This window comes from Agreia sp. (genome assembly GCF_964263775.1).
In the GTDB taxonomy this organism is placed as follows: domain Bacteria; phylum Actinomycetota; class Actinomycetes; order Actinomycetales; family Microbacteriaceae; genus Agreia.
Genome location: NZ_CAXVWM010000120.1, coordinates 1 through 7,679 on the forward strand (window position 1 = coordinate 1; position 7,679 = coordinate 7,679).

Below are 7,679 nucleotides of genomic sequence, written 5' to 3' on the forward strand. Positions count from 1 at the left end.
CTCCCCAGGGCTCCCGATGAAGGTCTCGCAGCTCAGCGCCGAGACCGGCGTGCCGCTGCCGACGATCAAGATGTACCTGCGTAAGGGTCTGCTTCAGCCGGGTGATAAGACCGAACCGAACCAGGCCGAGTACGGCGAAGAGCATGCGCGCCGTCTCAGGCTCATTCACGGCCTGCTGCACGTGGGCGGGTTGAGTATCGCCACGGCCCGAAAGGTTCTGGATGCGGCAGGCTCGGATCTGCCCCTCATCAACGTCCTCGGGGTGGCGCAGCGAGCCGCGACAGACGCCGTCGACGATTCGCACGTATCGCCGCACGCCCAGGCCACTGTCGATGAACTCGTCGGCACCTGGGGTGGGGGCGCCGATCCCCGCGATCCGGGTCGCACGCTCGCGGCCACCGCCATCGACGCCTTCGAGCAAGCCGGTCAGCGAGACGCCTCCGCGTGGTACGAGCGCTATGCGGCCCTCGCCCTGCTGATCGCTGAGGCAGACCTCGACCTTCTTGACGCCAGCGAGGGCTCGGCAGCCAAAGCCGAGACGGTCGTACTCGGAACGGTGCTCGGCGACACGCTGCTGGCGGGATTGCGCCGCAGCGCCCAGTGGCACCTCTCCGAGCAGCGCTACCTCACGCCCGAAAGCACCCGGCCCCCCTCATCCGACTCCCCTCAGAATGCGAGCCGCTCGTGACCTCGACCGTCGACCCACCCGTGTTATCCGCCCCGACGAGCGGTCTGCAGCCCGTGCGTTGGCACCGCCCGCTCGTGTACATCGCTGTTCTGATGAGCGTGATGGCCGCATTCGCTCTCGTCGCGCGCTTCATCAGCCCGATAGAGATCGGGGGACTGAACCAGTGGGACAAACCGCTTAAGTTCGCCCTGTCGATCGTCGTGTACTCGATCGCCTGGTCGTGGCTGATCGGGCAGTTGCAGCGATTCCGTCGCACCGCGTGGGTTGCGGGAGCCGTGATCGTCGTCACCCTGCTCATCGAGATGGTCATCATCGTCGGCGCCGCCGCATTCGGAACCACGAGCCACTTCAACGTCTCGACGCCGCTGGCGGTCGCGGCCCTCTCGCTGATGGGCGCCGCGGTCAGCGTCCTGTGGATTGCGTCGCTGCTCGTCTCGGTGCTGTTGTTCTTCAGTCACCTCGGCGATGCCGCGCGAACGGTCGCCATCCGCTCCGGGGCCATCCTGTCGGTTGTGGGGCTCGCCCTCGGGTACCTGATGACCGGGCCGACCTCGGCGCAGCTCGCCGACCCGCAGGGAGTCGTCGGCGCGCACACGGTCGGGCTCCCCGACGGAGGCCCGGGGCTGGCCGTGCTCGGCTGGAGCACGGAGGGCGGCGACCTCCGCATTCCCCACTTCGTCGGCATGCACGCCCTCCAGGTCATTCCGATCGCTCTGATCGTTCTCGAGCTCCTCTCCCGTCGAATCGTGATCCTGCGCGACGTCACAACGCGCGCCGGGCTGGCGTGGATCGTCGCGGCGACGTATGCGGGCGCCATGGGGTTGCTCACCTGGCAGGCGCTTCGCGGCGAGTCCATCGTCGATCCCGGCGGACAGACGGTTGCCGGCGCACTCATACTCGCCTGTGCGGCCCTCGCCGCATCCGGTCTTGTGCTGCGCGCTCATCGCATCCGGGTCGAACGAGCCGTGCGATGAGCGCCGAACTCGGCGTCACCCGCTCTCAGCCGGATGCGGTCGATCCCGTCGGGCGGCCGACGTTCCGCATTCTTTTGGCGGGCCTCTACCTGCTGGCCGCTGTGATCGGCGCGATCGGAACGTGGACGTTCAATCTGCGGTTCGAGGCGACCCCGGCAGCGCCGACCTATCTCGAGGGCTGGTTCGTCAATGCCGCGTCGTCGTCGCTCGCGGTCGTGCTGGTTCCCCTGACGTTCGTGATAGCGCTCGCCTTCACCTTTCCGCTCTTTCTCGGGCTGCGCGAACTCACGAGATCTCCATCTCGGTGGAGCGGCGCTTCACCAGAGTCGCGGGGATCCGCTCGATACCGGCCGTGAGCTCGCCGCCGTCTATCGCCGTCAGCAACCACGTTGCGGCACGTCGGCCGAGTTCAGAGAGGTTGAGGTCGATCGTGGTCAGGGGTGGCCGCGAGGTCTCGGCCATGACGAGCCAATTGTCGACTCCGACGACCCCGACCGTCGACGGAACAGCCACTCCGCTGTCGCGAAGGCCATCGGTCATGCCGCGGGCGATCTCGTCGCTGGCACAGAACACGCCGTCGAAAGGATCTCCGTTGCGCACGAGTCGCAGCGCTGCTTCACGCCCCCAGGCTTCGCTCCACTCGCCATGCATCGTGCCGCCGCCGACCATGGATTCGTGCGCGCGGGCCAGCGCGGTGGACGCCCCGCGCGCACGATGCTGGCTGGCGAGGTGGCTCAGGGGGCCCGACACATGGGCGATTCTGCGCCTGCCTGTTTCTAGGAGATGGTCGATGGCCATCTCGGCGCCCTGCTCGTCGTCGTGCAGGATCGAGAAGTCGTCTGCGCTTTCGGATTGGCAGAGGGCGTAGACCACGGGTATCGGAAAGTCGTGACCGAGCGACGGCCGTATGTTGCTGGATTTACCGGTGATGATGAGGCCGTCGACCCGTCGGGCCAACAGCATCCTCAGATAGTGCTGCTCACGGATGGCGTCGCCCCGGCTCTCGCAGAGGAACATGGCCATCTGGCCCGCCCCCAGCGCGTCTTCGGCACCGGTGATCAGGGGAATCGTAAAGCGCCCGATGCTGTCTGTCGTCAGGATGCCCACCGTGTAGGTTCGCCCACTGATGAGGCTTCGGGCCAGCGCATTGGGGGAGAATCCCAGCTCTTCGGCGGCTCGGATGACGCGTTGCCGAGTCTCGGTCTTGAGTTGCCCTCCGCCGTTGAGTGCTTTCGACACCGTTCCCGGCGAGACGCCCGCGTGTCGGGCGACGTCGGCAACAGTTGTCGGTCGGCGATCAGGCCTCACCACGTCTCCTCGTTTCGGTTGTTCCCGCTTTGAAACTAGCAGACACGGAAAGATTTCCGATCTGTTTCGGAAATACGACGAGCCAAACTGGCCTCACTAGTGTTATCTTGTTCCCGGAAACCCTTATCCGTGCACGGAAACACGGGGTACGACATTTCGAAACATCAGTTGTGCATTCGTCGACAGACATCACATTTCAAAGGAGAAATCATGGCGCACCACTCGCCCTCGACCGGCCGCCCCCGTCTGGTCAAAACTTTCGCCGTCACGGCCATAGCCGGGATGCTGCTGGCCGGCTGTTCGTCGGCTTCCAGCACCGACCAAGGCGAGCCCGACAACGGCACCACCCTCACGATGTGGGCACGGGCAGACAACGGACCCACCGCGCAACTCCTGGTAGACGCGTACAACGCCGACCACAAGAACCAGGTCAAGCTGACGGTCGTGCCCGGTGTGGACTTCCAGACCAAGGTCGGTGCGGCAGCCGGTTCCGGCGGATTGCCCGACATCCTCGGCGCCGATGTCGTGTACTCGCCGAACTACGTCAAGCAGGGGGTGTTCAAGGACATCACCGAGGGCGTGAAGGGACTGGACTTTTATGACAGCCTCTCGCACGCCCACACAGACGCGACGACGCTGGATGGAAAGATCTACGGCACGCCGCTCGTGGTCGATTCCTCCCTGATCATCTACAACAAAGACCTGTTCGCCGCGGCCGGTCTCGATCCCGAAGCAGCACCCGCATCTTTCGACGACATCTACGCCGATGCCCAGGCGATCCGCAAGAACATCGGCGGCGACACCTACGGGTTCTACTTCGCGGGCAACTGCCCCGGCTGCAACGCCTACACGATGTTCCCCTACCAGGTCGCTGCGGGAACGCCGCCCTTCACCGACGAGGGAACGGTTGCCGATTTCGACTCGGAGGCACTCGAGTCGACCCTGGAGCTCTACAAGAAGATGTTCGACGAGGACATCATTCCGCAGGCCGCGAAGACCGAAGACGGGTCAAGTTGGGTGACTGCCTTCAACGCCGGAACGATCGGCATGCTCCCCGTGGGAACATTCAACTTCGGCGCCCTCGCCGACGCCGATTTCGAGTGGGGTGTCGCAGGGCTCCCGGCTCCAGACGGCGGAGCGACGTCGACCTTCGTCGGTGGCGATGTCGCAGGAATCACGAAGGATTCGGACCACTACGCGCAGGCCCTCGACTTTCTTCTCTGGACGCTCGGCGACGAGGCCCAGGTAGACGTGCTGGCGAAGAGCGGAAACCTCACGTCGCGAGTCGACCTCGCAGACAACGAGTACAGCGCATCCGACCCGCGCATGGTGCAGGCGATCGAAGGTCTCGCGACGGGCTACACGCCCTCCTCCACCGGCTACGGCGCGGCGGTCAATGACGCGACCGGCCCGTGGGCGACTCTCGTGCGGGACTACATCTTCAACGGTGATGCGAACGCAATCGCAGACGGACAGGATGCGATTCAGGCCGCCTTGGACGACCAGTAAGAATGTCGCAATTGATCACGGATAGGCGAAAAGCACTCTCCCGGGGAAGCCTCACCGCGCGGCCATCGGTGGGAGTGCTTTTCGTGACTCCTTTGGCGATCGTGGTCGCCATCCTCTTTCTGGTTCCTCTGGGTGTGCTGTTCTTCATGTCGACCCAGGACTGGCCGCTCCTCGGCGGTCCGACCCCCAACGGTCTCGACAACTACGCGGCGATTCCTGAAAACAAGGTCTTCGTCGGCGCGATTCTCTTCACACTGATCTACACCGCGCTGACGACCGTTCTGATCTTCGGAATATCGTTCGTTCTCGTTGCGATCTCGAACGCGCCCCGGCGCGGTGCCAAGTTCTATCGAACCGCGTTCTTTCTCCCGTACGTTGTGGGAACCGCATCAGCTTCTCTGATCTGGCTCGCCGCGGTCAACGACCGAAATGGCATCGCGAACGTCATCTTCGAGCTGCTCGGATTCTCTGACGGCCCATGGGGCTTTCTGAGCACACCGGAACAGGCTCTCTTCACAACGCTGACCCTCGTGATCTGGAAGTTCATCGGCTTTCAGGTGATCGTTCTGCTCGTGGGCCTTCAGGCCGTGCCCGCGGAACTCTATGAGGCGGCACGTATGGACGGCGCCCGAACCTGGCAGCGGCTGCGCTACATCACGCTGCCCTACCTCAGGCCCACCCTCGCCCTCCTGCTCGTGCTGTCGATCACCGGTTCTCTGCTCGCCTTCGATCAGTTCCAAGTGCTGACCCACGGGGGCCCCGACAACAGCACCGTCACGTTGGTGCTCGCCATCTACAAGACCGCGTTCTCAAAATTCGACCTGGGAGAGGCGGCGGCGCTCTCGATCGTGCTGCTCGTGGCCCTCGTGCTCCTGAACGCCGCCCAGCTCTTCTTTCTCCGCAAAAAGGACACCGCATGACAGCGTCAGCATCCACACCCGTACGTCGCCGTGTCGACGCCGGACGACGCGCTCGCACAGCCTCTGCGAGCGCCGGCTTTCACCTGGTCAGCGGTGTTCTGGCGGCGGTGTTTCTGCTGCCGATCCTCTGGACGGTGCTGAATTCGCTGAAGTCGTCTGAGGAAGCGAATCGGAGCACGCCGACGTGGTTCCCGCAGTCACTCTCACTCGACAACTACGAGAACCTTGCGAACTTCGGCTACGGTCTCGGCACCTACCTGTGGAACAGCATCTCGTTGTCGTTGATCGTCGTGGTCGGAACGGTGATCATCACCGTGCTCGCCGGCTACGGCTTTGCGCGCTTTCAGTTCTGGGGCAAGAACGTGTTGTTCGGCTCGACGCTGCTGATCCTCATGGTGCCCTACGCCACGATTCTGATCCCGCTTTTCATCGTGCTCGGAAAGCTCGGCCTGGTGAACACCGTGTTCGGGCTCGCGCTCGTTCTCATCATGTTCCAGCTGCCGTTCGGCGTATTCCTGATGCGAAACAGTTTCGAATCCCTTCCTCGTGAGCTCGAAGAGGCCGCCCTCGTAGACGGATGCGGGTCGTTCGATGCCTTTCGCTATATCTCGCTGCCGCTGGTCGCCCCGGGAATCGTGACGGTCGCTCTCTTCTCCTTCATCGCGTCGTGGAACGAGTTCCTCGGTCCGCTCATATTTCTCAGCGACGGCTCGCAGTACACGCTGCCGATCATGCTCGTGAATCTCAGCATCGGGCAGTACGGGTCCGTCGACTACGGGGCCATCCAAGCCGGAGTCGTGATCACGATCGTGCCTGTCCTTCTCCTCTATCTGTTCCTCCAGCGCTTCTACGTCTCCGGTCTCGTCAACGGCGCCCTGCGCGGTTGACCCGGCCAATCATCGAACCGCGACACCCTTCAAGGAAACTTTCATGCCCAAATCACGTCTTATCGCGCCCGTTGCGCCGATCAACTCTCGTCACCTCGCGTTCACCCCGATCGGCCTCGAGGCTGCCCGACTCACCGCCGGCCCCTGGTCGAACTGGCAGCAGGCCAATCGAGAGGTGACCACCCCGCACACCTTCGCCTGGCTGGAGAAAGACGGCACGATCGACAACCTGCGACGGCTCGACCCGGCGGCACAGCGGGGGCCGCGCCGTGGATTGTGGTTCACCGACTCCGATCTCTACAAGGCACTCGAGGCCGTCGCGTGGGATGCGTCTCACGACGAGACAGACGAGACACCGGATGAGGTCGCTCTGCTCGACGAGATCGGCGCGATCATTGCGGCAGCGCAAGAATCCGACGGCTACATCAACTCGTTCGTACAGGCGGGGCTCGACGTCAGATGGGACAACCTCGTGCAGAGCCACGAGCTCTACTGCATCGGTCACCTGATTCAAGCCGGAATCGCCGACAAGCGGGTTCGAGGTCGCACGACGCTCTTCGACGCGGCCAAGCGGGCGGCCGACGTCGCGGTCGCCGACTTCGCCGACCGCAGGCGCGGCGACACCGACGGCCACCCCGAGATCGAGATGGCCCTCGTCGAGCTGTACCGAGAGACGGGCGAGAAACAGTACCTCGAGCTGGCTCAGCAGTTCATCGACGTGCGGGGACACTTCGTACTCGACCCCAACGGACATTTCGACAACGCCTATTACCAGGACGCCACGCCGGTTCGTGATGAGACGACCGTCGTGGGGCACGCCGTTCGGGCGATCTACCTGCTCGCAGGAGTTGTGGATCTCTACATCGAGACAGGCGAACAGGCGCTTCTCGACGCCGCACTCGTGCAGTGGAATTCTATGAACTCGGCGAAAACGTACCTCACGGGGGCCGTCGGATCGAGATTCGCGGGCGAAGCATTCGGCGACGACTACGAGTTGCCGCCAGACCTGGCCTACGGCGAGACCTGTGCGACCATCGGCAACATCATGCTCAGTTGGCGCCTGCTTCTGGCCACGGGAGAGTCGCGCTTCGCCGACACCATCGAACGCGCCCTCTACAATCTGTTCTCCGCGTCGACGAACACGAGCCGAACCGGATTCTTCTACAACAACCCGGCCCAGCGGCGGGCCGAGTATCCAGCGGCCCCTCTCGATGAACGTCCGACGAGGGCCGATGCGCCCGGTACACGCCCGACGTGGTTCGAATGCGCCTGCTGCCCGCCGAATATCATGCGCACCATCGCGACGCTCTCGGCATACATTGCAACAGAGAACGCGACGGGCGTACAGGTGCACCAGTTCATTCCGTCGCAACTCAGCTTCGTCGTCGACGGC

Annotated in this window: 8 protein-coding genes; 7 read left to right on the top strand and 1 reads right to left on the bottom strand. The window is 63.8% G+C overall.

Annotated elements, in window-relative coordinates; genetic code table 11:
- The 3 genes from ACE5CZ_RS08995 to ACE5CZ_RS09005 form a co-directional block, all read left to right on the top strand.
- A partial coding sequence (locus ACE5CZ_RS08995; protein ID WP_374946988.1) for a MerR family transcriptional regulator occupies nucleotides 1-688 on the top strand: 688 nt, incomplete at its 5' end.
- Nucleotides 685-1,662: a hypothetical protein gene (locus ACE5CZ_RS09000; RefSeq protein WP_374946989.1), complete on the top strand. Its 978-nt coding sequence runs from the start codon at nucleotides 685-687 to the stop codon at nucleotides 1,660-1,662. The genes ACE5CZ_RS08995 and ACE5CZ_RS09000, both read left to right, overlap by 4 nt.
- Nucleotides 1,659-2,018 (top strand): hypothetical protein, encoded by a 360-nt coding sequence (locus tag ACE5CZ_RS09005; RefSeq protein ID WP_374946990.1) that lies wholly within the window; start codon nucleotides 1,659-1,661, stop codon nucleotides 2,016-2,018. The genes ACE5CZ_RS09000 and ACE5CZ_RS09005 overlap by 4 nt, the downstream gene beginning before the upstream one ends.
- Here the strand turns inward: ACE5CZ_RS09005 and ACE5CZ_RS09010 are convergent.
- Nucleotides 1,948-2,973, bottom strand: a complete 1,026-nt coding sequence (locus ACE5CZ_RS09010; RefSeq protein ID WP_374946991.1) for a LacI family DNA-binding transcriptional regulator — start codon at nucleotides 2,971-2,973, stop codon at nucleotides 1,948-1,950. The two genes, ACE5CZ_RS09005 and ACE5CZ_RS09010, sit on opposite strands and share 71 nt — an antisense overlap.
- Before the next feature lie 207 nt (nucleotides 2,974-3,180).
- On the opposite strand from ACE5CZ_RS09010, the gene ACE5CZ_RS09015 reads away from it, so the two are divergent.
- The 4 genes from ACE5CZ_RS09015 to ACE5CZ_RS09030 form a co-directional block, all read left to right on the top strand.
- A complete protein-coding gene (locus ACE5CZ_RS09015) occupies nucleotides 3,181-4,479 on the top strand; it encodes an ABC transporter substrate-binding protein (protein WP_374946992.1) in 1,299 nt (432 codons plus the stop codon).
- Between the two features lie 83 nt (nucleotides 4,480-4,562).
- Nucleotides 4,563-5,399, top strand: a complete 837-nt coding sequence (locus tag ACE5CZ_RS09020; protein ID WP_374946993.1) for a carbohydrate ABC transporter permease — start codon at nucleotides 4,563-4,565, stop codon at nucleotides 5,397-5,399.
- Nucleotides 5,396-6,286 (top strand): carbohydrate ABC transporter permease, encoded by an 891-nt coding sequence (locus ACE5CZ_RS09025; protein ID WP_374946994.1) that lies wholly within the window; start codon nucleotides 5,396-5,398, stop codon nucleotides 6,284-6,286. The genes ACE5CZ_RS09020 and ACE5CZ_RS09025 overlap by 4 nt, the downstream gene beginning before the upstream one ends.
- Before the next feature lie 43 nt (nucleotides 6,287-6,329).
- The coding region (locus tag ACE5CZ_RS09030; protein WP_374946995.1) for a glycoside hydrolase family 127 protein at nucleotides 6,330-7,679 on the top strand (1,350 nt) is incomplete at its 3' end.

Bases quoted from the DNA above. Each gene is read 5' to 3' on its own strand.
- ACE5CZ_RS09005 (WP_374946990.1), top strand. From the start codon at position 1,659: ATGAGCGCCGAACTCGGCGTCACCCGCTCTCAGCCGGATGCGGTCGAT.
- ACE5CZ_RS09015 (WP_374946992.1), top strand. From the start codon at position 3,181: ATGGCGCACCACTCGCCCTCGACCGGCCGCCCCCGTCTGGTCAAAACT.
- ACE5CZ_RS09025 (WP_374946994.1), top strand. From the start codon at position 5,396: ATGACAGCGTCAGCATCCACACCCGTACGTCGCCGTGTCGACGCCGGA.